Origin of the sequence: Frankia sp. Cppng1_Ct_nod, assembly GCF_920656135.1 — a bacterium.
GTDB lineage: Bacteria > Actinomycetota > Actinomycetes > Frankiales > Frankiaceae > Protofrankia > Protofrankia meridionalis.
In genome coordinates this window covers 45,137-69,768 of the sequence record NZ_CAKKTK010000009.1, presented here as the reverse complement: position 1 = coordinate 69,768, position 24,632 = coordinate 45,137, and the positions used below count along the sequence as shown (strand labels likewise).

General features: G+C 68.8%; 17 protein-coding genes. 12 read left to right on the top strand and 5 right to left on the bottom strand.

Annotation, left to right across the window (positions count from 1 at the left end):
- Positions 1-1,118: 1,118 nt before the first annotated feature.
- The 8 genes from NBW77_RS04880 to NBW77_RS04845 all read left to right on the top strand — a co-directional run bounded on the left by NBW77_RS04880 (position 1,119) and on the right by NBW77_RS04845 (position 11,726).
- Positions 1,119-2,018 carry a glycosyltransferase family 2 protein gene (locus NBW77_RS04880; protein WP_131745421.1) on the top strand — a complete coding sequence of 300 codons (900 nt, stop codon included), beginning with the start codon at positions 1,119-1,121 and terminating at the stop codon, positions 2,016-2,018.
- The gene (locus NBW77_RS04875) at positions 2,009-3,073 is read left to right on the top strand and encodes a glycosyltransferase family 2 protein (RefSeq protein WP_207386835.1); all 1,065 of its coding nucleotides are present in this window, start codon (positions 2,009-2,011) and stop codon (positions 3,071-3,073) included. Before NBW77_RS04880 ends, NBW77_RS04875 begins: the two co-directional genes overlap by 10 nt.
- Positions 3,070-4,284 (top strand): glycosyltransferase family 4 protein, encoded by a 1,215-nt coding sequence (locus NBW77_RS04870; protein ID WP_131745420.1) that lies wholly within the window; start codon positions 3,070-3,072, stop codon positions 4,282-4,284. The genes NBW77_RS04875 and NBW77_RS04870 overlap by 4 nt, the downstream gene beginning before the upstream one ends.
- Positions 4,274-6,445, top strand: a complete 2,172-nt coding sequence (locus NBW77_RS04865; RefSeq protein ID WP_131745419.1) for a glycosyltransferase — start codon at positions 4,274-4,276, stop codon at positions 6,443-6,445. The genes NBW77_RS04870 and NBW77_RS04865 overlap by 11 nt, the downstream gene beginning before the upstream one ends.
- Entirely contained in the window at positions 6,442-7,146 is a 705-nt protein-coding gene (locus NBW77_RS04860; RefSeq protein WP_250279340.1) for a hypothetical protein, read from the top strand. The genes NBW77_RS04865 and NBW77_RS04860 overlap by 4 nt, the downstream gene beginning before the upstream one ends.
- Positions 7,147-7,274: 128 nt before the next feature.
- Positions 7,275-8,450: a glycosyltransferase family 4 protein gene (locus NBW77_RS04855; RefSeq protein ID WP_131745417.1), complete on the top strand. Its 1,176-nt coding sequence runs from the start codon at positions 7,275-7,277 to the stop codon at positions 8,448-8,450.
- Positions 8,437-10,140 carry a lipopolysaccharide biosynthesis protein gene (locus NBW77_RS04850; protein WP_131745416.1) on the top strand — a complete coding sequence of 568 codons (1,704 nt, stop codon included), beginning with the start codon at positions 8,437-8,439 and terminating at the stop codon, positions 10,138-10,140. Before NBW77_RS04855 ends, NBW77_RS04850 begins: the two co-directional genes overlap by 14 nt.
- Positions 10,141-10,394: 254 nt before the next feature.
- Positions 10,395-11,726 (top strand): hypothetical protein, encoded by a 1,332-nt coding sequence (locus NBW77_RS04845; protein ID WP_131745415.1) that lies wholly within the window; start codon positions 10,395-10,397, stop codon positions 11,724-11,726.
- On the opposite strand, the gene NBW77_RS04840 is transcribed toward NBW77_RS04845, so the two are convergent.
- Both NBW77_RS04840 and NBW77_RS04835 read right to left on the bottom strand, forming a co-directional pair.
- Complete coding sequence (locus NBW77_RS04840) at positions 11,716-13,134, bottom strand: family 16 glycosylhydrolase (protein ID WP_250279339.1); 1,419 nt, start codon at positions 13,132-13,134, stop codon at positions 11,716-11,718. The genes NBW77_RS04845 and NBW77_RS04840 overlap by 11 nt on opposite strands.
- Complete coding sequence (locus NBW77_RS04835) at positions 13,034-13,996, bottom strand: 4-hydroxy-3-methylbut-2-enyl diphosphate reductase (RefSeq protein WP_131745413.1); 963 nt, start codon at positions 13,994-13,996, stop codon at positions 13,034-13,036. Before NBW77_RS04835 ends, NBW77_RS04840 begins: the two co-directional genes overlap by 101 nt.
- A gap of 129 nt (positions 13,997-14,125) precedes the next feature.
- Between NBW77_RS04835 and xseA the strand changes: the two genes are divergently transcribed.
- The 3 genes from xseA (at position 14,126) to NBW77_RS04820 (ending at position 17,534) form a co-directional block, all read left to right on the top strand.
- Positions 14,126-15,358 carry an exodeoxyribonuclease VII large subunit gene (gene xseA / locus NBW77_RS04830; protein ID WP_131745412.1) on the top strand — a complete coding sequence of 411 codons (1,233 nt, stop codon included), beginning with the start codon at positions 14,126-14,128 and terminating at the stop codon, positions 15,356-15,358.
- A 248-nt stretch (positions 15,359-15,606) separates the two neighbouring features.
- Positions 15,607-16,413 carry a polysaccharide deacetylase family protein gene (locus NBW77_RS04825; RefSeq protein ID WP_250279338.1) on the top strand — a complete coding sequence of 269 codons (807 nt, stop codon included), beginning with the start codon at positions 15,607-15,609 and terminating at the stop codon, positions 16,411-16,413.
- Positions 16,410-17,534, top strand: a complete 1,125-nt coding sequence (locus NBW77_RS04820) for a glycosyltransferase (protein WP_250279337.1) — start codon at positions 16,410-16,412, stop codon at positions 17,532-17,534. Before NBW77_RS04825 ends, NBW77_RS04820 begins: the two co-directional genes overlap by 4 nt.
- 31 nt (positions 17,535-17,565) lie before the next feature.
- Here NBW77_RS04820 and add read toward each other — a convergent pair whose 3' ends face one another.
- Positions 17,566-18,672: an adenosine deaminase gene (add, locus tag NBW77_RS04815; RefSeq protein ID WP_131745411.1), complete on the bottom strand. Its 1,107-nt coding sequence runs from the start codon at positions 18,670-18,672 to the stop codon at positions 17,566-17,568.
- 196 nt (positions 18,673-18,868) lie between these two features.
- Between add and NBW77_RS04810 the strand changes: the two genes are divergently transcribed.
- Positions 18,869-19,177: an exodeoxyribonuclease VII small subunit gene (locus tag NBW77_RS04810; protein ID WP_131745410.1), complete on the top strand. Its 309-nt coding sequence runs from the start codon at positions 18,869-18,871 to the stop codon at positions 19,175-19,177.
- Between the two features lie 181 nt (positions 19,178-19,358).
- Here NBW77_RS04810 and NBW77_RS04805 read toward each other — a convergent pair whose 3' ends face one another.
- Both NBW77_RS04805 and NBW77_RS22265 read right to left on the bottom strand, forming a co-directional pair.
- Complete coding sequence (locus NBW77_RS04805; protein ID WP_207386834.1) at positions 19,359-20,069, bottom strand: arsenate reductase/protein-tyrosine-phosphatase family protein; 711 nt, start codon at positions 20,067-20,069, stop codon at positions 19,359-19,361.
- A gap of 120 nt (positions 20,070-20,189) precedes the next feature.
- Positions 20,190-24,548, bottom strand: coding sequence for a WD40 repeat domain-containing serine/threonine protein kinase (locus NBW77_RS22265; RefSeq protein WP_349816962.1), 4,359 nt, complete (start codon positions 24,546-24,548; stop codon positions 20,190-20,192).
- Positions 24,549-24,632: the final 84 nt, after the last annotated feature.

The following is a 24,632-nucleotide window of genomic DNA, read 5'->3' as shown; positions in this document are numbered from 1 at the left end:
TTCTCCCGCCGCCGCCCCCGCTGACGGCACGGCGTGCCCCGTGGCGGGAAGCACCCAAACACGATGGACGCGGCACGCGGTGATCTCCTACCGTGCCGCAGCTGTGCTGCACGCGACCTGGGCGCGGCACCCACGGGTGCGGCCGGCTCGGCGAACCGACCGCTACGGATCCCGATGACGAGATCGCTCTGCCCGCCGCCGACTCGATACACCGGCCAGCACGTTCATCTCGTTCGCCGCTTACCCACTCTTAGATCCACGCCCCTATTGCCGGTCACTCTTCTCCACCGCCTGCACATACGGTCACGATGAGACCGGCTCGGGCGGGCGACTGTCCGCGCGGCCGGCGGCGCCGCGGTCCACCCGGGACGTGACGCACGGTCCCCGACATTCAGGGGCCATGGCGGATGCCGCTTCCCGAGCGGTATGGCAGGTGGCTACAAAATGGGCCATACAATTCCAGGTCGACAGTTACACGACAAGATCGAAAATCCTGGCCGGCGAAACCGGAACACCCGACACCGTACGTGTTGATCAAATCAATCGACACTCGGGGAACGCGACTGGTTCTTGCGCTCATTAAACAACCATCATCCGTATCCCGTTGGGTGCCCAGAGTCGCGATAAAGCCATAGGGTAACGACATGACTACCTAGGGAAACATTTCCGCCTTGTAGCAAGACCCCAAACTGCACCAAGATGAACATCAGGTAAACGGTAGGCAAACAATCTCTGCCGCATCTCATCCGCCGAGACTCTCTTCCGGAGCGGTGCTAACTTCGAAACGCACACGGGCTCTAAGTAATGTAGATCATGGATGTTAGATCTCGATGATCAATGATGTCAGGTCCTGGGGGATGACTCTGAACGGCGGCCGTCGATTAGGTGTCAGCAGAGATATGTAAGCACGGTCACAGTGCTCCACACGCAATGTTGGTTCAGACTGTTGAAGCAGCCACTACCGCAAGGAAAAGCTGACGAGGTTCTAGAGTCAAAGGCGATATGATCATCGATTCACCGACATCGCCCGAGGTCCAGAAAAATTAGGGGGGCACCATGCTGGAACGGAACTATTTCGGCGCAGGGTGACTCCGAACGTCCAGCATGTGGGGGGACAGGTGTCCGACAACTCGGACCGACCGACGAACAGTAGCCCGACAATCAGCGTCATCATTCCGACGCTCAACGAGGCCCGGAACCTTCCGCACGTCTTCGAGCACCTGCCGGCAGATGCCGAAATCATCGTGGTCGACGGCCGATCCACCGATGACACGGTCTCGGTAGCGAAGTCACTTCGACCCGACGCCGTCATCGTCGACCAGACCCGACGTGGCAAAGGGAACGCGCTCGCGTGCGGTTTCGCCGCAGCCACCGGCGACATCCTGGTCATGCTCGACGCCGATGGTTCGGCAGACCCTGCGGAGATCAACGAGTTCGTACGCGTACTCACCGCCGGCGCGGACTTCGCGAAGGGGTCCCGCTTCATCAGCGGCGGTGGCAGCAGCGACATCACCCGGCTGCGTCGAGCCGGCAACGCGTTCCTCAGCGGCCTTGTCAACACCTTCATACACTGCCACTACTCGGATCTCTGCTATGGCTACAACGCGTTCTGGCGACACTGCCTACCCACCCTCGGCCTGAGTCCGGGCGAGCATTCCCCGAACAACGAGTGGGGCGACGGCTTCGAGGTCGAGACCCTCATCAACATGCGGGTGGCACAGGCGGGGCTGCGCGTCGTGGAGGTACCGAGCTTCGAGCACCCCCGCATCCACGGTGTCAGTAACCTCAACGCCGTCTCCGACGGGCTCCGGGTGCTGCGCACCATCCTGGTCGAGTCACGCGGCTCACGCGGTCGCAAACGCAAGCGGGCAGCGCGGAAGTCCACGGCGGTGGTTGGTCCGAACCTGACGATCCTCCAGCCCCAGAACGTAAGAAGCGAGTCTCCTCAGACCACGTGGGTGGAGACCCCCGACCCCGAAAACGTCCGGGTGACGAACCCCGAGGTGGAATGCGCGTGACGGTGTCATCCGCGGCGATTCCAGCACAGGCATCGCCTCCCGCGGGTGCCGACGCCGCTGCGACCGCGTCCCACGGGTCTGCCCTCGACCAGTCCCCGATGACGCCGACAGCGTCCGTGGTGGTCTGCGCCTACACCATCGAACGCTGGGACGACATCGTCGCCGCCGTTGCGAGCATTCGCGACCAGGAGACACCGGCGAGCGAGATCATCCTGGTCATTGACCACAACGACGCCCTGTTCACCCGCGCCCGCGCCGCCTTCGAGGACGTCACGGTGCTGGCGAACACCGGACCACGTGGCCTGTCCGGAGCACGGAACACCGGCGTAAGCGCCGCGCATGGTGATGTCGTGGTCTTCCTCGACGATGACGCTCGCGGAGAACCCGACTGGCTCGACCACCTGCTGGCTCCATACGCCGACCCGACCGTGCAGGGCGTGGGAGGTGCGGCTGTACCGACCTGGCCGGCATCCGGACGGCCCCCGTGGTTCCCCCCGGAGTTCGACTGGGTTGTGGGCTGCAGCTACACCGGTCTACCCACCACCATCCGCCCGGTTCGCAATCCGATCGGTGCGGCCATGTCGTTCCGCCGGGTCGCCTTCGACCGCATCGGCGGTTTCACCGACGGCATCGGCCGGATCGGATCCATCCCGCTGGGCTGCGAGGAGACCGAGTTCGGTATCAGGCTGCGTCAGGCCGACCCGACCGCGACCATTCTGTTCGAACCGCGGGCAGCCGTTCATCACCGTGTCACCGAGCAACGGGCGACCTTCACCTACTTCCGTCAGCGGTGCTACGCCGAGGGGCTGTCCAAGGCGATGATCGCGAAGCAGGTGGGCGAGGAAGCCGCTCTGGACACCGAGCGGGCCTACGTCCGCCGTACGCTTCCGCGGGCGGTCTGGCGCGAGATACGCACCCCCGGTCGTCGCCTCAGCGCGGTCACGATCGTGTCCGGGGTCGCGATCACCACTGTCGGCTACCTGCGCGGTCGCCTGCTCGGGCCCCGAACGGGCAGCCGGCTCAGGAACCGACGCGGTGCGGAACATGCGTCATGAAGGTCCTCCTGCTTGCCCAGTTCTTCCCGCCGGTTGTCGGCGGCGAGGAACGGCATGTCCACAACCTCGGCCGGCGGTTGACAGAAAGTCACGACGTCACTGTTGTCACCTTCGGAGACAAGACCGGCACGCAGACTCGTGACGGCATGCGCATCCGAACCGTCCGGCCGGCAACCGCGTCGTTGCCGTTCCTGTACGGGGAGGGCGACCGGCTCTACGCGCCACCCATCGCGGATCCGGCGGTGACCCGGGAGCTACGACGCATCATTGTCGAGGAGCAGCCGGACGTCATCCACGCGCACAACTGGATCGTCAACAGCCTTACTCCGCTGCGCAGGACCACCCGGGCACCCATGGTGCTCACGCTGCACGACTACAGCCATGTCTGCGCCACGAAACGGTTCATGTACATGGGCGAGGGGGTATGCGACGGTCCGTCACCGCGCCGGTGCGTCCGCTGCACATGGGACCACTACGGTGGGCCGGTCGGCCTGATAACGGCTGCCGGCAACCAGGTGGGCCGGGTCCTGCGTCGTCACGCCCTGGATCGGATCATCGCGGTGAGTTCAGCGGTCGCGCGGCACACCGGGTTGACCGACTCGGGAACACCGTTCGACGTCATTCCCAACTTCATCCCGGACGAGCTCCTGGACACCAGATCACACACCGTCCCCGGTGGAATGACGGCGGGCGGCTACCTGCTCTACGTCGGTGACCTCAGCCGGGACAAGGGTGTCGATGTCCTGTTGGACGGCTACAGCCGGCTGCCCACCGACCGTCCGCCGCTGCTGATGGTCGGACGACGGACATCCGACGCCTTGGACGCGCTTCCCGCCGGGGTCGTCGTGGCCGAACCGTGGGATCACGAGAAGGTCATGCAGGCATTCGCCGGAGCGGCGGTCACGCTCGTCCCGTCCATCTGGCCGGACCCGTGCCCGACCGTCGTGCTGGAGGCGATGGCCACCGGCTGTCCGGTTGTCACCACCGGAATGGGAGGCATCGCGGACATGGTCCGCGATGGCAAGGAAGGCCTTGTCATCCCACCGTCGGAACCGGGCGCTCTCGCCACGGCGGTCAGCGCGCTCGTTGCTGACCCTGCGCAACGTGAACGGCTGGGAAGGGCCGCCCGCGACCGCGCCGCGACCTTCACCGCCGGGCAGGTGGTGCCACGTATCGAAGCTGTCTACCGAGACCTGGTCCATGCTCGCTGAAGCCTCACCCGGCAACGAATACGGCACGACGACCATCGACAGGAACGAAAAGAGCGCGGCCGTGACCGGCGCCGGCACGGAAGACAGCACCGGTAGCACTACTATCGGAATTTTTATGCCCATGAGGAACGCCGGATCGTCCACCGATCCGGAAAGGCCGGTAAGTTCGGAAAAATCCGATAATGAGCAGGACGACAGGCCGTCCGCACACGCCGGCGCCACCAGGCTCCTGCTGACCGAAGGGCAGCCGTCCAGCGACCCTTCGGACGGCCCGGCAACCGAACCTGCGGCGGATGCCGCCGCGAGCGCTCCCGGCCAGGCCGTCCACGACCGGACCATGACAGTCCCCGACCGGACCATGACCGTCACGATGGTCATGGCCGCAGGCGTCCTGCTCGTCTCGGTGGCATATACGGTCGGACGCTCCGGACACCCCGGCACGGGTACCGCCCTGCTGTGGCCCGGCCTGATCATGGTTTTCGCCTCGGCCGCGTTCCGGCTGCTCCGACGCGGTACCGGACCGCGGGAACGGCTGCGGGTGTCCGTCCTGCTCGGGGTGGCGCTGTACTTCTGTTTCGAGTTGACCCAGATCTCCGCTGTCCGTGAGTTCGACGAGCTGCTGCACATGCGCACGCTGCTCGACCTGCAGGCAACCGGCCACCTGTTCACGGCGCATCCGGGCCTTCCGATCAGCCCCCGGTTCCCCGGGCTGGAACTGCTGACCAACTCGGTCGTCCAGCTCTTCGGCGTCCCGAACCAGGTTGCTGTCATCGCCGTGGTCCTGCTGGCGCGCGCGCTGTTCGTCTACGGCCTGTTCCTGCTGATCGAGCGGCTGACCCGGTCCGCCTACGCGGCCGGAGTCGGTACCGCGATCTACTCCTGCAGCCCGCAGTTCTACTTCTTCAACGCACAGTTCGCATACCAGTCGCTGGCCATCGCCCTGACCGTACTGCTCCTCGTGAGCATCGTGGACCGTCCGCGGTACGGACGGGTCACCGCGGGCGTACTGATCGCGATGACGTGGATCGCGATCACGTTGACCCACCACGCCACCAGTTGGATCATCGTCGGGCTGGTCGCCCTGTGGGCACTGTGCGCGTTCGCGCGACGCGACCGGCCCGACGGGAAGGCGCTGGCCGCCATCGCCATGGTCGGGCTGGCCACGGCCGCGGGCTGGGCACTCGTCAACGTGTCGATGCTGCGTGACTATCTGGGGCCGATCCTGTCGGACAGCCTGCACCAGGCCAGTGGTGTCGCCACTGGTGAGACGAAGAGCCGCAAGATGTTCTCCGACTCCGGCGGGACGGTGACTCCGCCATGGGAGGTCATAGCCCTACTCGGATCGACCCTGCTGTGGATGATGTCGCTCCTGCCCCTGCCTCCGTTCAGGTTCCGGCCGGCGGCGGACGGCCGGCGCGCTTCGCTGTACCGCGTGCTGCGGCTCATGCATCTGGCGTTCCCCCTGACGGTGATCGGCACCGTCGCGCCACGGACCGCCGAGCTGTCCACCCGCATGTCAACCTTCATCTATCTCGGGCTTGCCGCGGTACTCGGGCTCACGATCACGACCTTCATCGCGACCCGCCGCAGGTACCTGGTGCAGATCACCGCCGGGCTCGCGGTATTCGTGTTCGTCGGCGGCACGGTTCTCGGTTCCGGCGGGGACTGGTCGAGGATGCCCGGCCCCTACATGGTGATTGCCGACGGGCGCTCCATCGACCCGTACGTGGTCGCCGCCACCAACTGGGTGAACACGAACCTGCCGGCGGACAGCCGGCTCGCCGCCGACCGGGAGACCGGGGTCCGGCTCGTCGGCATCGGCCGGAAATGGGTGGTCAGCGCTCTGGGAAGCGGAACGAGCGCGGGACCGCTCTACTTCGCCGCGACCATCGGAGACTACGAACGCAGGGTAATCACAGATGGTCGGATCGACTACGTCATCGTTGACACCCGGCTGGCCGACGGCCTCCCGCACGAGACGTTCTACGTGGAGAACGGCGAAGCACCGGTCGGGTCCCAGTTGACACGGGCGGAACTCGCCAAGTTCGACAGCACCCCCGGCTCGGTAAAGGTCTACGACAACGGCCCGGTGAAGATCTACAACCTGAAGGGTCTGTGGCTGCCGGGATCCCCGAGCCGTCCGGAGGAGAGCAGCCGGTGAGCGCCGCGACCATCCCACAGGCAGTCGCCGGAACCCTGATCGTCATCGTCGGGGTCACCGGTCTACACGCGATCCTCGCCCGGTCGGTACGGGTCGGCCCGACCTCGGATGGAACCGAACCGGGTCCCGGCGGGGCAGACCCCGGTTCGGTTGGGGCGGACCCGGGCTCCGGCGGGATCATCGTCCCGCTGGTACTGCTCACAGTTACCGGCCTGCTGATCGGATCGCTGCTCCTGGGCGCGGTCGGGCTCGCCGCACACCCGGTCGCCTACGAGGTCCTGTTCGGCGTCAGCTCCGTGGCACTCGCGGCGTTCGGGCGGGTCCGACCGGCCGCCTTCCGCCCGCGGTGGCACGTGCCCGGCCGGACGATCCTGCTGGCATCCGTCCCGGTACTTCTCCTCACCGTCGCGATCGGCCTGTCCTGGTGGTCGGACAGCACGACCATCAACGCGCCGGTGACGGCCCTCGGCGCCACCCGGACGCCGACAGGTCTGGAAGTCACCGTCACCCGGTCCGGCGGTGACGGCGGCGAGCTGCGAGTGGAGGTGATCGGTACCGGAGGCCGGCAGTGGCGGCCACCGCCGTTGCCGCGCAGGGACAAGGTCGATGTCGACGTGGCGGACGAGATCGGTCGCAGGGGCCCGACCACGGTGCGCCTGCTCATCGACGGGCGGCTCCTGCGTTCGGTGACCGTTCCCTGAGCTGTCCCCCGAGCTGTCCCCCGAGAAACGCCGCCACCACCACCAGCCACCACCAGCCGTCGCCAGCACGAGCACCACCGTCACAACCCGCGATATCTCCTGTTCGCTACGCCAAGGGAGCAAAGTCCGTGCCCGGACAACTTCGCGTCCTTCAGGTCACTCCCCGGTTCTTCCCGGACATGGGGGGGATCGAGACACACGTCTACGAGACGACCCGGCGGCTGAACACCTTTCCCGACCTCCGGGTGGACGTGCTGACCACCGATCGCGCCGGGCACCGGCCACCGGTCGAGGTGGTCGAAGGGGTCCAGGTTCGCCGGGTGCCCGCCTGGCCGCGGGAACGCGACTACTACATCGCCCCGCGTATCCAGGCGACCGTCCGCGGTGGTCGTTATGACCTTGTGCACTGCCAGGGGGTGCACACCGCCGTCCCGATCATCGCGATGGCCGCCGCTCTCGCCGCCCGCACGCCGTATCTGGTGAGCCCGCACACGGGTGGTCATTCCTCAGCGGTACGCCACCGGTTGCGGGACGTCCAGTGGCGGGTGCTGGGCCCGCTGCTGCGCCGCGCGCAGGCGGTGCTGTGCGTCGCCCAGTTCGAGAAGGAGATGTTCGCCCGCGCGGCGGGTGTTCCCGATGACCGGCTGGCGGTCATCCCGAACGGCGTCGAGGCCACCACCGCGACCGACGTCCGGCCCGACCCGGACACCCCGACCGTGGTCTCGGTCGGTCGGTTCGAGAAGTACAAGGGCCAGCATCACCTGATCGCCGCGCTGCCCGCGCTGCTCGAGCGGGAACCACGGACGCGGCTGATGCTGGTCGGTCGCGGCCCCTACGAGGACGAGCTGCGCGCCCAGTCCGCCCGGTTGGGAGTCGCCGACCAGGTCGGCTTCACCTTCATCCCACCGGCCGAGCGCCAGGCCATGACCGACCTGCTGGCAGGTGCCCATGTGGTCGCACTGCTCAGTGAGTACGAAGCCCATCCCGTCGCCGTGATGGAAGCCGTGGCGTTGGGCCGTCCGGTCGTGGTGGCCCCGACCACGGGTCTCGGTGAGCTCGCCGACCGGGGGCTGGCCGACCGGGTCGACGACCCGGCGGACGCGAGCGCTGTCGCCGCGGCACTGTTGCAGCACCTCAAGCCGAACCTGGATATATCAGGCCCGGACACATCAGGGCCGGACACCGCGAACCCGGATGCCTCGGGCTCCGCGGCGGCCGGCAACCACCGGACGCGATACCCGTCCCTTCCCACCTGGGACGACTGCGCCCTCGCACTCGCGGATGTCTATCGTGCCGCCGTATGAGGGGCCGGCCCAGGACACCGTGACACCGGATGCGCTGCCCGTGACAGCCGCCCCCGGATCCATCGATGACGCATCGCACCCGGGTGGTTCGCGACCGGGCCGGGGATCCGGGGGTCTCGCGCGGCTGCTGACCATCGCGATGTCCATGGTCGGGACACAGATCGTGACGTCCGTCCTCGGGGCGGCATTCTGGTCCCTGGCCGCGCGTGCCTATGCCGTCGACGCCGTCGGGGTGGGTTCGGCGGCCATCGCGGCGATGACCGTACTGGGCTCGGTCGGGATGCTCGGGCTCGGCACCCTGTTGATGGCCAAACTCCCGACCATCCAACGGGAATCCGACCGGCTCGGGCTGATGCGGGCGTCGATGACCGTGGTCGGGTGCGCCTCCGGCATCCTTGCCGTGGCCTGGACCGCGGTCACCCCGCTGCTGTCGGACACGCTGCGTCCCATCAGCTCGAACGTGTTTGCGGCGACGCTGTTCTGCGTCGGAGTCGTCCTGTTCGCGGTGACGACCATGCTGGATTTCGCCCTGCTGTCGGCGGCGGGAGGCGCCGTGCAGTTTGTGCGCAACGTTGTCACCTCCGTCGTCAAGCTGGGTCTGATCCCGGTGTTCGTGGTGGTCGGCTGGACCTCGGGGCTGGACCTCTACCTCGCGTGGACGCTCGGTCTGGGCCTGTCGCTTCCGGTCTGCTACCGCCACTTCCGGCGTCCGCCCCATGACGGCCTGCCCCATGACGGGACAGCCCCGCAAGCCCTGAGGTTCGCGGGGTTCCGGCAGCTTCGGGCGATGCGCGGCGAGGCCGGCGGGCACCACATGCTCAACCTTGCGTTGCAGATCCCGACGCTGATCCTGCCCATTCTCGCCGCGGTGGCCGCGACAGCCGCGGACACGGCCTACTTCACCACCGCCCGTCTTGCCGCGTCCTTCTTCTTCATCATCCCGTTCGCCCTGGCCATCGCCGTGTTCGCGCACTCAGGTCAGGACGAGGAGAAGGCCCTGGCCAACATTCGCCTGACACTGCCGCTCGGTCTCGCCGCGGCTGCCGGCATCTTTCTGGTCACGGCGCCCTTCGCGTCACTCGTCATGACCATCTTCGGCGGGGCCTACACCAGTGGTGTCGCGGTCAGCGCATTCCGGATCATGATGCTCGCCGGTGTGCCACTGGTGGTGAAGGATCACTACGTCTCGGTCCGGCGGGTCCAGGGGCGGCTCGGATCCGCCGTCCGCGTGGTCGGGGTGGGGACCGCGATGGAGATCGTCCTCGCCCTCGCGGGGGGTCGCCTCGGCGGGGTGAACGGTCTGTGCTGGGGTTGGCTGCTCGCTGTGGTACTGGAAGGGTTGATCACCCTTCCGCCCCTACTCATGGTCCTGCGACATTCCCGACCGAACCGGTCGGCGACGGTGGATGCCTCCGAGCCGGTCTCAGCGGCACGTCAGGAACGGCTTGCCGCCACTTTCTACCCGCTGGAGGTACTGCTACCGGTCGACTACACCAACGACTACACCAACGACGGCGTTGGCATCGACATCGGCGTCACCCCGTGGGACCACCCGTCCGGAGGGACCAACCCGCCTGGGCATGCCGGGGATGCAGACGAAGATCGGATGCGAACCCGCGCGCTCGGCCGAGCCGACGCCGGTTGGGGCGGGACGAACGTACGCCTCTGGCAGCGGCCCAGGCGTCCGTGAGAAACCTGCGCAGCCAGGAGCGCGGACGTCCCGAAGTAGGAGGTCGGACCCCGAAAGTAGGAGGTAGGTAGTAGGAGGTAGCCGACATCCTCGTCGAGGTCATACATTGAGCCATGATGTCCTTAATCGAAGATCCTGCGATTGAAGCTCCCACGGACGAGGCGGCCTGCGAGGTTCAACGCACTGGTACGGATCTTCCATGAAGGCATGCTCCGGCAAGGTGTGCCCGAGCACCGCTGTTCGGAGGTAGGGCGGTGGTAGCCCGGACCCGATCCGTGCGCATCGCCGGCCGCGACCGGATGTGGATCGGCGCCCATTCCGTCTTCGTTTTCGGTCCGCTGCACGTGCCGGAGGTCGACGCCGTCCGCGCGGCCCTTCGCGAGCTGGCCGGGGCTGTGCCGGACCACCGGTTGTTCCACCGGCCCGACCACAACTACCGGCGGTGGCGTTCGGTTACCGGCGCTGAAATCGACAACCATTGTGAACGTATGGTCACCATGCTTGGCGATACCGTTGACAACAGTGATCTTGAATGGATTCTGGAGCAACAGTACGCCGCGTACGAGGACGACGTACCGTTCCGTTTCGCGCTCGGCAGTGACACCGTGGCGCTGTCGTTGGCGCATCCGCTCGGCGACGCCCGGTTGGCGATCGAGGCCGGTTCCGAGCTGCTGTCCGCCGCGGTGGAGCAGCGAGCTCCGACGGGCCTGCACGAACCGTCCGTGCGGATGCCCTTGGCGCGCGCGCTCGGCGACTACTACGGCCGAAAGCCCCGCCGTATCCGCGCGACGCTGCGGACCCCGCGCACGCCGCCGCCCGGCCCGGTCCCGGGAACACGGCCGCATCCGTGGCAGCCGGAGTTCGCGGTCGCATCCGGGGTGATCCCCAAAAGCGCGCTCGCTGACATGCGCAGATGGCGGGTCCGCAATGCCCCGGGCGTGACCCGGACCCTCGTGGTTTTCGCCGCGGCGCGGGCAGCGGTGGAAGCGACCGGGATGCGCCCGGCATCCGCCGGCTTCTACACCGTCGTGGACAACCGGAAGTTCCTCCCGACGGGTGGACATCTCGACGGCAACTTCACCATCGGGATCTATCTCGAGCCGGCGGACTCCCGTGACCCGTCCGCGATCTCAGCCGCGTTGGAGGCCGCGACCGCCAACGGGCGCCCGCTGGCCACGATGAGCCTTCTCACCGGGTTCGCCCAGATCGGGCGCATCGCAGCCCTCACCGATCACGCGCTCTTTCCGGCGCATCCGTCACTTGTGCTGAACCATCTCGGGCGCCTGCGCGGTTTCGAGAAACTGCCATGGCGTAACGGTGGGGCCGATGCCCGTTACCTCTCGGCGACGACCCAGCGGCAGCCGGACTTCCTCACCTTCCAGTTCGCGGAGATGCTCGGGGGTGTGCACGTCACCGCGACCTTCCACGCCAGCACATTCGACCGCACGCTGGTGCGTACGGCGGTGGACACACTCTGCGCGGACCCGGTCGGGTTGCTGGAGGGCTCACGGCCCCTCGAAACCGGGGTCGAAACCGGGGTCGAAACCGGGGTCGAAAACTCCGATGCCCGGGAAACTACCCGGTGACCCGCACGTAGTCGATGGTCATCGTCTGGGGGAACGACTCGTCCGGCGGCGGGGATCCCGGCCAGGGGCCCCCTACCGCCAGGGTGAACAGCAGGTAGAACGGATGATCCAGCGTCCATTTCCGCGTCGGCGCGAGATCGGCCTCGGTGATCGTCCCATAGACGGAACCGTCCGCCGAGAACTGGACGACACCCGGATACCAGTCAACGGCGTAGATGTGGAACGCCTGGTACCCCGGTGTGGGCAGCTCGCCGCGCACCTGCGCGTCGTATCCCCGTGGCGATCCGTCCGGGCCGTGCACGGTGCCGTAGATGATATTGGTCGGGGTAGGGAGCTCGACGACGTCGAGTTCGCCGTTGCCCGGCCAGGGCACCGTGTTCTCGTTGTCGCCCATCATCCAGAACGCCGGAAGCAGACCAACCCCGGCCGGCATCCGGATCCGCGCCTCAGCATGCCCATAGGTAAAAGAAAAGGAACGCTGTGTGATCAATCGAGCTGAGGTGAACGGTTTGACGACCCCGTCACCAGCCGCGAAATTTTCCCGCCTGGCTTTGATCACCAAATTGCCCCTGCCGTCGGTCGCGGCATTCTCCGTCCGGTTGGTGTAGGTCTGCAGCTCCCGCGGAGCCCAGCGCGTCCCGGTCGACGCCTCCCACCGGTGCCGGTCGGGAGCGGCACCCGCAGCGCCGTCGAACTCGTCGATGAACAGCGAGCTCGGCCCGCTGGTACCGGGCCGGACGAAGGACACGCTGACCGCGCTCACCGCCGACTGCCCGTGGTCGGCGACCAGGTCGAGGCTGAGGACGCCGTCGGCCACGACCGTTGTCCCGACCACCTGGTAGGCGTGCAGGTCACCGGCCAGTTTCGCCAGGTCCACTCCGGTGGCGATCGTCGTGCCCTCGGCACGGATGGTCATCACCCGCCCGCCCACGGGGGTACCCGCGGTCTCGGCGAGGTACAGGACGACCGCGTACGTACCCTGTCTGGGTACGGGCAGCCGATAGGATCGCACACCCCGGCGTTCCCGCTGGTAGAGGCCGGGATTACCGGTTGCCTGGATCGACCCCGAGGATGTGCTCAGCTCGCCACCGTCAGCGACAGCCGTGTCGGGTTGCCAGACCAGGCCACGGACGTCGGTGTACGCGGATGTTCCAGCTGCCCAGCGTTGAACCAGCGGTGCGCGGGAGTCTATCTTTCGCTCCGACGCACCGCTTGATCCACATGCCACCAGCAAGAACAGTAGTGCGGAGGCAGCGCCTCCGATCCTTCCGCGAACCCGCGAACGGCAACCGCGGGAACCCGACGTCCTAACCCCGGAGCGCGCGCTCCCGGGCACTGATCTCACGACGGAGCTCCGGCGGCAGCGCGAACAGCAGATGCTCCTCGGCCGAGGTGACCTGCTGGACATCGTCGAACCCGCGTTCGGCGAGCCAGGCGACAACTTCGGTCACCAGCTCCTCGGGCACGGATGCCCCGCTGGTCACGCCGATCGTCTCGACCCCGTCGAGCCACGCCGGATCGACCTGGCTGGCATCGTCCACCAGATAGGCGGCGGGTACCCCGTGGTCAAGAGCGACCTCGACCAGGCGCACCGAGTTCGACGAGTTGGGCGACCCGACCACAAGGATCAGCTCGACCTGATTGGCGATCTCCTTGACCGCGACCTGGCGGTTCTGGGTGGCGTAGCAGATGTCAGCGCTCGGCGGCCCCTGCAACAGCGGGAACCGCTCACGCAGCGCAAGCACCGTGGTCTCGGTCTCGTCGACCGACAGGGTGGTCTGCGAGAGATAGGCGACTCTGGAAGTGTCACGGACGGTGACAGCTGCCGCATCCTCCACGCCGTCTACAAGGTGGATGCGGTCGGGCGCCTGGCCCGTGGTACCGACAACCTCCTCGTGGCCCTCGTGACCGATGAGCAGGATGTCGAAGTCTTCCTTGGCGAATCGGCGCGCCTCGCCATGGACCTTGGTCACTAGCGGGCACGTAGCGTCGATCGTTCGCAGCTCGCGGGACTTCGCCTCCTCGTGGACGGACGGCGCGACACCGTGGGCAGAAAACACCACCGTCGCCCCGGTAGGAACCTCGTACGTCTCGTCCACAAAGATCGCGCCCTTTGCCTCCAGCGTCTTGACGACGTGGGCATTGTGCACGATCTGCTTGCGGACGTAGACCGGAGCGCCGTACAGCTCCAGCGTCTTCTCAACCGTCAGCACGGCTCGGTCGACGCCAGCGCAGTACCCGCGCGGATTGGCCAACAGGATCCGCCCCATGCCCGGAAGTCTACGCGGCCCGGGACCGACGCCGGTGCGGAAACGATAACCGTCACATGCCGGCAACCTGCACGGACGCTCGGCGAGCTTTGTGCATGGATCGACAGTTCGGGTCGTTACGGTTGCCTGGTGACCCTCACCTCGTCGCCGGAGCAACCGCTGCCGGTCCGGACGATTTCCCGGGCGATCGGCGACTGGGTCAACCGGCTCGGGCGGGTGTGGGTGGAGGGCCAGGTCACCGAGATCGTCCGCCGGCCTGGCCTCGCCACGGTGTTTCTCACCCTGCGCGACCCGGTCGCCGACGTCTCGCTCCGGCTGACCTGTCCGCGGGCGGTGTGCGATGCGGTGGGCGCGGGTCTCGTCGACGGTGCGCGGGTGGTGGTCTGGGGCAAGCCGTCGTTCCACCCCGCGCGCGGGACGCTCGCGCTGTCCGTCGTGGAGATCCGCCCGCTCGGCGCGGGCGCCCTGCTCGCCCGGCTCGAGCAGCTGCGTGGCGTGCTCGCGGCCGAGGGGCTGTTCGCGGCGTCCCGCAAGCGCCGGCCCCCGTTCTTGCCCCGGGCCGTCGGACTGATCACCGGCCGGGCGAGCGCGGCCGAGCGGGACGTGGTGGACAACGCCCGCCGCCGCTGGCCCGCGGTGCGCATCGTGCTGCGGGAGGTGGCGGTGCAGGGACCGCTCGCGGTCGGGCAGGTCATCGACGCGCTGCGCGAACTCGACCGCATCCCCGAGGTGGACGTCATCGTGATCGCCCGTGGTGGCGGATCGCTGGAGGACCTGCTGCCGTTCTCCGACGAGGCGCTGGTGCGGGCCGTGGCCGCGGCGCGCACGGCGGTGGTGTCCGCGATCGGCCATGAGCAGGACGCTCCCCTGCTCGACTTCGTCGCCGACGTCCGCGCGTCCACCCCGACGGACGCGGCGAAGAAGGTGGTACCGGACGTCGCCGAGCAGCTGACGCTGGTGGCGACCTTGCGCGGGCGGTCCCGACGGGTCATCGAGCATCGCCTGGACAGGGAGGCTCGGGCACTGGCGGACCTGCGTAGCCGTCCGGTCCTGGTAGCGCCCGGACGCGAGCTCGACCGTCAGGGTGAGTACGTGGACGCGCTGCGGTCACGCGGGCGGCGCCGTGTGGCGCACGTGATCGAGCGAGCGGAGCACGACCTGGCACACGCGTCCGCTCGGGTACACGCACTGTCACCAGCCGCAACCCTGGACCGCGGTTACGCCCTGGTCCGCAAGGCCTCCGACGGCGCTGTCGTACGCGATCCGGCACAGGTGGACGCTGGCGACGACCTCACCGTCCGTGTCGCTGCCGGTTCGTTCCTCGCGACAGCCGCCGCGCCGCCGAACACCTCGACCGGCTGACGGACCGGCCTCGCCGCGCACCAGAGCCAAAAAATCGCATACTGTATTTAATTGGATACTGAACGTAACTATTAAGCACCCAATAAGGAAACCACGCCAACTTCACACTCACAGTGCTACGATCCCCCCACGTAACTCCGAACGCCATCTGGGGGGACTACGTTGGCGGAGGCGATGTCGGCGCGCGGCCGTTTGCCTGACAGTTCTTCCGCTGATATTGACACATTATTCCGTCCCTCAAGTCAAACATGATGGATCGCCTTCGTCCGCTTCCCGTGCTGATGTTCCACAGCATCGGTCACGGTGCGAGCAGGGCATTCCGGCGGTGGCAGGTTCCACCGGCGCTCTTTGCCGACCAGCTCGCCTGCCTCACCGCGGGTGGCTACCGGTTACGGAGTCTGTCCGACGCTCTTTCCCGTCCGGACGAGAAGAACGTTGCGCTCACCTTTGACGATGCCTTCGCGGACTTTGCCAGCCACGCGGTTCCCGAGCTCAAAAAGGCGGACGCGGGCGCGACGCTCTACGTCCCCACCGCCTACGTCGGCGGCCGGGCGAGCTGGCTGTCCGGATACCCGGATGCCGCCTCGGCCCTGCTTACCTGGGCCGAATTGCGAGAACTGCACGGCGCCGGTTACGAGATCGGGTCACACAGTCATCAGCATGCCGAACTCGACATTCTCGAAGGCCATGAACTTCGCCGTGACCTTGAGACCAGCCGACGCCTGCTCGAGGAAGAACTGCAATACCAGCCGCGGAGCTTCTGCTATCCGTTCGGTTATCACACCCGAACCGTACGGAAGGCAGTGGCCGATACGGGCTTCACCTCCGCATGCGAGGTGGGATACCGCATTCACCGACCCGACGCGTCACCGTTGTCCGTGAGTCGGCTCATTGTCACCGGTTCGACCAGTCCCGAACAGACCCTGGCACTGGTCCGGAACGGTCAGCCGGGGATCACTCCGCACCTGCGACGCGGAAGTCGGACCGCGTGGCGCATTTTCCGGGCGGCCCGGACCGCCCGGACCGCCCGACACAGCTCCTGGAGGAGATCGTGACCAGCGTCAGCGTTGTGGTGTGCAGCCATCTGGTGGAGCGATGGCCACAACTGATGCGGGCCCTCGACTCGCTACGCGAGCAGAAGCTGGTGCCGTACCAGGTCGTCGTCGTCGTCGACGGCGACGACGAGCTGCTCGCCCGGCTGCACGAACGGGCCGGGAACGAGCTCGTGCTGAGTACCGGTGGCCGCACCGGGCTCTCCAACGCGCGTAATGTCGGAATTGCCGCGGTCGACAGCGAGTTCGTCGCCTTCCTGGACGACGACGCGGTCGCCGACCCGACCTGGCTGTCCTCCCTCACGGAGGTCGCCGCCGGCGACGCCGACGTACTGGGGGTCGGTGGATGGGTGCTGCCCGACTGGGGTGGGAAGAAGCCCGGCTGGTTCCCCGAGGAACTGCTCTGGACGGTCGGCTGCAGCCATCGCGGGCTGCCGACGCGGCAGACGACCGTTCGTAACGTCTTCGGTGGCTGCGCCCTGTTCCGCAGGAGCCTGTTCACCGAAGCCGGCGGTTTTGACACGCGCCTCGGCCGCCAGGTCCGCGGTGCGTCGGGCTGCGAGGAAACAGAGCTGTGCATCCGGGCATCGTCCCGAGTGCCCGGCGGGCGATTCGTTCACGAACCGGCCGCGGTTATTCATCACCAAGTGCATTCCCAGCGGCAACGGCCGTCCTATATCGTGCGTCGCTGCTGGGCGGAAGGCGCGTCAAAGGCAACACTGCGACGTTTGTGCGCGGGCCAGAACGACAAAGCACGCGGCCCCCTCGGACCCGAACGGGACTTCATCCTCAGGGTGTTGCCGCGGGGTGTTGCGGACGGCGTCGGCGCTTTCCTACGGGGACGACCCGCGGGCCTCGCGCGCGCCGGGATGATCGTGGTGGGAACGACGACGACAGTCGCCGGTTTTCTCGTTGCCGCGGTACGCACCACCTTCTCGCCGGTACCCACCGCAGGCGGCGCTCCGGTTGCCGCGCCCGAGGGGATCCCGCCGGTGGATGTCCCCGCCCCTGATGTCCCCGCTCCTGATGTCCCCGCTCCTGATGTCCCCGCTCCTGATGTCCCGAGCCAGGATCCGGCGGCCACGCAGGCCACTCCGCCCGACCTGCACAAGATCTCCGCTTGACGTTCTCTCCGCTTGACGTAGCCGGACCTGCTCAGCGGTCGGTAGCATCCGCAAGGCGGTCGGTGACGGCGTCGAGCTCGGCGCGGATGGCGTCCTTGACCGCCGCGGGAGCGAACGAGTGGTCGATCGCGGCTGCGGCCAGGTCCGCGACCTGACCGCGGCTCAGGCCCAGGCTGCGCAGCGCATGCAGGTACTCGTCGCGCAGCGTGGTGCCGAACATGGGCGGATCATCGCTGTTGAGGCTGACCGGCAGATCCAGTTCGATCATCCTGGGCAGCGGGTGCTCCGGGTAGTCAGCGACGACGCCGGTGCGCAGGTTCGACGTGGGGCACACCTCCAGCGGGATGCGCGCGGCCCGCAGGTGGTCGACAAGGGCAGGGTCGTCCAGGGCACGGATGCCGTGGCCGATGCGTTCGGCGTGCAGGTACTCGAGGGAGTCCCAGATCGTGCGCGGCCCGGTCGTCTCGCCGGCATGCGGGATGCGGTGCAGCCCGGCGTCGCGGGCGGCGGTGAACACGTCCGCGAACTGCGGCCGGGGCACGCCGACCTCGGGCCCGCCGAGCCCGAGCGCGATCACGGACTCGCGGTGGTTCAGCGCGAACTCGATCGTGCCCTCGGACGCGGGACGCAGATCCATGTCGGGTAGGCCCGGAATGTCGGCGATCCACCGGATCTGGATGCCGGTTGCCTCCTCGGCTTCGCGGCGGCCCTGCTCGACTCCGGCAAACACCTCGGACGGGTCGATGCCGCGCTCGATGTGCAGGAACGGCGTGAAGGTGATCTCGGCGTACCGGACGCCCTGGGCGGCGAGCCCCAGGGCCGTCTCCCGGGCGAGGAGCGCGAAGTCGGAGGCGTCGCGCAGGACGCGGACGGCGGCCAGGTAGACGTCGATGAAATGGTCGAAGTCGCGGAACTCGTAGAACTTCGCCACACCGTCGAGGTCGGTGGGCAGACCGTCGACGCCGTGGCGGCGGGCGAGGGCGAGCAGGGTCCGCGGATGCATGGACCCCTCCAGGTGGACGTGGAGTTCCACCTTGGGCAGGGCGTCGACGAACTCCTCGTCGGTGGCCCGGTCGATGGTGCCCTCTCGCGCATCGCCCTGTCGCGCATCGCCCTGTCGCGCATCGCCCTGTCGCATGTCCGGAGACGATCGCGGACCGCGCCCATCCACGTCAAGCAAGATCACAACGATGCCCGCCGGCTGTTGTACGGATCCGCCGGCCGCACGTTGATTGCCGACCTGATGCGGTGCTCTGCTCGTAGGCGCATCCCGCGTAGGTTCGCCGTGTCCCCGGTGATGCCGGTTCGCCGCGGTCGACCCCCAGGAGGTATCGGTGTCAGGTTCGCAGGATGCACCGGCGCGGCACGAGGCTCCGCCGACGCAGGAGGCTCCGCCGACGCAGGAGGCTCCGCCGACGCAGGAGGCTCCGCCGACGTACGAGCGAGCCCGGGGGGAACTGGAGGACGTCGTCCGCCGCCTGGAAGCCGGCAACATCACCCTGGAGGAGTCGCTGTCGCTGTGGGAACGCGGTGAGGCGCTCGCGAGGACATGTCAGGCTTTTCTCGACGGTGCCCGCGCCCGCCTCAACGCGGCCCAGCCCGAAGGTACGCAGCCCAAAGGTGGACGGCCCGACACCGGATAAGGCACTGCCCGTGTGACCGTACGTAACCTGACAACAGGCGGCCGGCGTCAGTGGGTACCGACCGCCGATGAGATCGGCGTGACTTTGTCGATGTGCACGCCCATCCAGCCGAAAAGCTTACATATGGACAAAGTCGCTGGGATCAGTCGCTGGGATTAGCTGCTGGGATCAGTCGCTGGGATCATGGACGGGCGGCAACGCCGGGGGCCGGCGACCCGGCGGCGTACGCGAGCAGGTCGAGCGGGCGGGCCAGGCACCGCTCGATGAGCTGCGCACACTGGCGGAAGGCGTCGAGCGGCTGACCGAAGGGATCCGCCACGTCGTCGCGCCCCGGCGCGACCGGTGGCCGGTACCCACGCCGGTGCGAAGCGGCCCACACCAGGGATGACATCTGTTCGGCGGGCGTCGGGCCGGCGATCTCCTGTGCGGGGACGTCCGCGAGCAGCCGCGCGAACTCGCGGAGGGTGAAGGTGCGGCGCAGAGCCCGCGGCGCCATGGTCACGACGGCCGACCGGTGCTCGCGCGCGGCACAGAGGATGAGGTCAGCACGTTCGATCATGCCGGCCGTCAGGTCCCGCGCGATGAAGCCGGCCGGGTTGACGCGCAGCTCCGTGAGGACCCGTTCGGCATGGGGCTCCATCGACGATCCGGTCACCGCGCGTACACCGGCGCTTGCCACGGTAACCCCACGGTAGGCACGGCCGAGCCGGTGGGCGAGCCGCGCCGCGAACAGCCGTTCCGCGATCGGGGACCGGCAGATGTTCCCGGTGCAGACCATCAGGACGGACGTCTGTCCCCCGGTGTCGTGGTCTGTGTCGCCAAGGATGGCGTCGCGGACAGTGGTGTCACGGACGGTGGTGTCACGGACGGTGTAGCGGTATCTCGACGCCACCGCCGACCACGGACGGACCGCGGGTAACGGTCGATGTCTGGCGGCCACCTGAGCACAGTCCCACGACCGCCGCCCGGGTCAAGACCTCACCCCGGCCGGGACGCGACACCGGTACCACTGTCAGCGCACATCCCACAGCCGCACCGTCGTGTCGTCACCGGCAGTGGCGAGGGTGCGGCCGTCCGGGGAGAACGCCACCGCTTTCACCCAGCCGGTGTGGCCGGTCAGCGGCGGGCTGAGCGGGCGGGGGGCGGACCGCGCGGTGATGTCCCACAGCCGCACGGTCCTGTCGTCACCGGCGCTGGCCAGGGTGAGGCAGTCCGGGGAGAACGCCACCGCCCCCACCCGGCCGGTGTGACCGGTCAGCGGCGGGGCGAGCAGGCGGGGGCTGCGGGCGCCGTGGCCGGTCAGCGGGGCGAGCAGGCGGGGACGGGGGGCCGTGATGTCCCAGAGCCGCACCGTCCGGTCGACGCCGGAGGTGGCCACGGTTCGGCCGTCCGGGGAGAACTCCACCGCCCACACGTCGCCGGTGTGGCCGGTCAGCGGCGGGTCGAGCGGGCGGGGACTGCGGGCGGTCACGTCCCACAGCCGCACCGGGCCATCACCGCTGATGTCAGCACTGGCGCTGGCGAGGATGCGGTTGTCCGGAGTGAACGCCACCGACCGCACCGGGCCGATGGAGCCGGCCAGGGGCGGGCCGACCGGGCGGGGTGCCAACCGGTCGGCCACATCCCACAACCGCACCGTCCCGTCCTTGCCCGCGCTGGCCAGGGCGCGTCCGTCCGACAGGAACACCACCGACCACACCCGGTCGGTGTGGCCGGTCAACGGCTCGCCGAGCAGGCGCGGGCCGCCGGCGGTCATGTCCCACAGCCGCACCTTCCGGTCCGCGCCGGCGCTGGCCAGGATCGTGCCGTCCGGGGAGAAGGCCACCGCGTCCACCCGGTCGGTGTGGGCCAGCAGCGCGCCGAACGAGCGGGGAGCGGTCCGGTCGGCCACATTCCACAACCGCACCATGTGGTCCGCGCCGGCGCTGGCCAGGGTGCGGCCGTTCGGGGAGAACGCCACCGAGATCACCCAGCCGGTGTGGCCGGTCAACCGCTGGCCGAGGCTGCGGGGGTCGGGAGCGGACGCCTTCCGGGGGGCTGGGGCCGCCGGCTTCTTCGCGGGAGCCGGCGCGGCCACCTTCGCCGCAGGGGCTGGGGCCGCCGGCTTCTTCGCGGGAGCCGGCGCGGCCACCTTCGCCGCAGGGGCTGGGACCGCCGGCTTCTTCGCGGGAGCCGGCGCGGCCACCTTCGCCGCGGGGGCTGGGGCCGCCGGCTTCTTCGCGGGCGGTGCGGGGATGATGTCGACCTGGCGGTGCTTCAGCACGAGCGACCCGCAGTCCCACAGCCGCACGGTCCTGTCATCGCCGGCGCTGGCGAGGGTGCGGCCGTCCGGGGCGAACACTACCGACCACACGGTGTCGGTATGGCCGGACAACGGCGCACCGAGCGGACGGGGGGCCGAGGGGTCGGCCACATCCCACAACCGCACCGTCTTGTCGATGCTGCCGGTGGCCAGCGTGGCGCCGTCCGGGGAGAACACTACCGACCGCACCTGGTTCGTGTGGCCGGTCAGGGGATCGCCGAGCGGACGGGGAGCAGCCCGGCCGGTCAGCTTCCACAGGCGCACCGTCTTGTCACTGCCCGCACTGGCCAGGATCGTGCCGTCCGGGGAGAACGCCACCGACAGCACCCGGTTCGTGTGGCCGGTCAGGGGATCGCCGAGCAGGCGGGGATCGGACGGGTCGGCCACATCCCACAGCCGCACGGTCTTGTCGTTGCCGGCGCTGGCCAGGATCGCGCCGTCCGGAGAGAACGCCACCGAGAACACCGAATCGGTATGACCGATCAGCGGCCCACCCATCGGGCGGGGTGCGGTCCGGTCGGCCACATCCCACAACCGCACGGTCTTGTCGTTGACAGCGCTGGCAGTGGCCAATATGCGGCCGGCCGGGGAGAAGGCCACCGCGAGGACCGCGTCGGTGTGGCCGGTCAGGGGCTGGCCGAGCGGACGGGGATCGGATGGGTCGGCCACATCCCACAACCGCACCTTCCGGTCAGCGCCGGCGCTGGCCAGGATCGTGCCGTCCGGGGCGAACGCCACCGACCGCACCTGGTTGAGATAGCCGGTCAGGGGTTCGCCGAGCAGGCGGGGGGCGGACGGGTCGGCCACATCCCACAACCGCACCGTCTTGTCGCCGCCGGCGCTGGCCAGAATCCTGCCGTCCGGGGAGAACACCACCGAGAACACGGGGCTGGTGTGGCCGGTCAGCGGTCGGCCGAGCGGGCGGGGGCCGGGAGCGGAGGAGGACGGCGGTCGGACGGCCGGGGCCTTGGCGGGGGGTGGCGCGGCCGGCTTCGCCGCCGGTACGGGGGCCACCGTCGGGGCCACCGCCAAGGCCGGCGGCGCCGGGGCCTTGGCGGGGGGTGCCGGGGCCGGCGCGGGCAGCTCGTAACCCCACAGCCGCACGGTGTGATCCGCGCCGGCAGCGGCGAGGGTGCTGCCGTCCGGGGAGAACACCACCGCGTTCACGATGCTGGTGTGACCGGTCAGCGGCTCGCCGACCGGACGGGGGACCAAGGGGTCGGCCACATCCCACAACCGCACCACTTTGTCGTCACCGGCACTGGCCAGGGTGCGGCCGTCCGGGGAGAACACCACCGACCGCACCCGGTTGGTGTGACCGGTCAGCGGCTCACCGATCGGCCGGGGGGCGGATGGGTCGGTCACATCCCACAACCGCACCGCGTTGTTCGCCCCGGCGCTGGCCAGAATCGTGCCGTCCGGGGAGAAGGCCACCGACCACACCCGGCCGGTGTGACCGACCAGGGGCTCGCCGAGCAGGCGGGGAGCCGACCGGTCGATCACATCCCACAACAGCACCGTCCCGTCCTTGCCCGCGCTGGCCAAGGTCTGGCTGTCCGGGGAGAACACCACGTAGAGCACGGCGCCGGTGTGGCCGGTCAGTGGCGGGCCGAACGCTCGGGGGACGGACAGGTCGTCGGCCACATCCCACAACCGCACCTTCCCGTCATTGCCGGCGCTGGCCAGGGTGCGGCCGTCCGGGGAGAACACCACCGTGTCCATCCTGGTGTGGCCGGTCAGCGGCTCGCCGAGTGGACGGGGGACGGACGGGCTGGCCACATCCCACAACCGCACCGCTTTGTCGTCACCGGCACTGGCCAGGATCGTGCCGTTCGGGGCGAACGCCACCGACCGCACCGGGCCGATATGGCCGGGCAACGGCCCACCCAACGGACGGGGAGCCGACGGGCCGGCCGCATCCCACAACCGCACCGTCGTGTCGTTGCCCGCGCTGGCCAGGACCTTGCCATCCGGGGAGAACACCACCGAGAACACCGAGCTGATATGGCCGATCAGCGGCCGACCGGAGGGGCGGAGGCCGGGAGCCGGCGCCCGCTGGGCGGGTTGAGGGGTCCGGCCGACGGGCACTGGCTGCGGCTGCGGCTGGCGCTCGACCGGCTGCGGCGGAAGAGCGCGGCCGGCCGGTTGCGGCTGGGGGCGCTCGGCAGGCTCCGGCTCCGGGGGACGGTCGGCGGCCTCGCGGATGTCGTCGTCGAGGCGCAGACCGACGCCGGAACGGGCGATCCACCGCGGGCCGTAGACGAGGCAGGCGGCGCGGGCGAGATCGAGGGCGAAGGCGCGGGCGGACGGCTGGCGGGCGGCCGGGTCCTTGGCGAGGGCCCGCATGACCACCTCCGCGACCGGGGCGGGGACCCCGGCGGGCGGTTCGGGGGCGGTGTCGAGGTGGTGCCGCAGCTGCGCGAGCAGCGGCAGGGTCGGGTCGAACGGCGGCGCCCCGGAGAGGAGCTCGTACAGGAGCAGACCGAGCGCGTACAGGTCGGTGGCCGGCCCCAGTCGGCCCTCGAGGATCTGTTCGGGTGCCATGTACTGCGCCGTCCCGATGATCCGGCTCGCGTTGGCCGCCGATCCGTCGAGGATCTTCGCGATCCCGAAGTCGGTCACCTTCACCAGACCGGCGGCGTCGAACAGGATGTTGTCCGGTTTGATGTCGCGGTGCAGCACTCCCTGGGAATGTGCACAGGTCAGCGCCTCTGCGACGGCCAGGCCGACCGCACAGGCGCCTTCGGCCTGGATACCTGCCCGCCGGCTGGTCAGGGTGCCCCCTGCCAGCAGCTCCATGACGATGAGGCAGAGGCCGTCGTCGTCCTCGACGTAGTCGTGGACCCGGACCACATGCGGATGATCAAAATTGGCGAGCAGTCGCGCCTCCGCGACAAAACCGGCGGGGGCGTCCTCCTTCGCCGAGGACAACACCTTGATCGCGACGTCACGTTCCAGGCGGCGGTGCCGGCCCGCCAGCACATGCGCGAACCCGCCGGAGCCCAGCCCAGGGCCCAGTTCGTACTGGGGTAATGCGGCGGCTATCCGCTCCCGGTCAACGACAAACATGCGCGGATGGCCGCCGGATGGCGATGATCCCGATCCCTACCGACACAAAACCGGCCATCATCCCCCCCTGCGCACTGCGGTGAT